The sequence below is a fragment of the Streptomyces sp. AC627_RSS907 genome (assembly GCF_019049165.1).
Genome location: NZ_JAGMUE010000670.1, coordinates 1 through 620 on the forward strand (window position 1 = coordinate 1; position 620 = coordinate 620).

Here is a 620-nt window from a genome sequence, read left to right on the forward strand (position 1 = left end):
ACGCACCGGATCGCGGCCGGCGAGTCGCTGGTCGGGGCGCTGCTCGGGCTGGCCGTCGGCTGTGCGATGTTCCTGATCGGGCGGCAGTTCATCGGCTCGGTCACGGTGTGGGACATCAACGTCTTCCCCTCCGACGCCGCACCGCACCCGGCGCTCGCCGCGTTGATCGCGGTGGCCGTGCCGGCCTGCGCGGTGCTGGTCACCCTGCTGGCGCTGCGCGGCATCACCATCGAACCGCTGGGCGTGGTGCGCGGCGGGACGCCGAGGCGGCGCCGGCTGTGGTGGCGCCTGGCGCTGCCCGCGCTCGGCTTCGGGCTGCTGCTGCCGATGATCGGCGACGTGAGCTACGACGCGGACAGCGACCTGAACACCTACCAGGTGGCGGCCGGCGCCGTGCTGGTCCTGGTCGGCGTGACCGCCCTGTTGCCATGGCTGGTGGAAGGGTTCGTGAACCGCTTCCGCGGCGGGCCGCTCTCCTGGCAACTGGCCATTCGCCGGCTCCAGTTGAGCAGCGGCACGGCGGCCCGTACGGTCAGCGGCGTCACCGTCGCGGTGGCCGGGGCGGTCGCCATCCAGATGCTGTTCGCGGGCGTGCAGGACGACTTCGAGAAGGACACCGG

At 72.7% G+C, this 620-nt stretch carries 1 pseudogene; it reads left to right on the plus strand.

The features are described from left to right. Window positions 1–620, plus strand: a pseudogene (locus KUM32_RS37710) (ABC transporter permease); the annotation flags it as partial.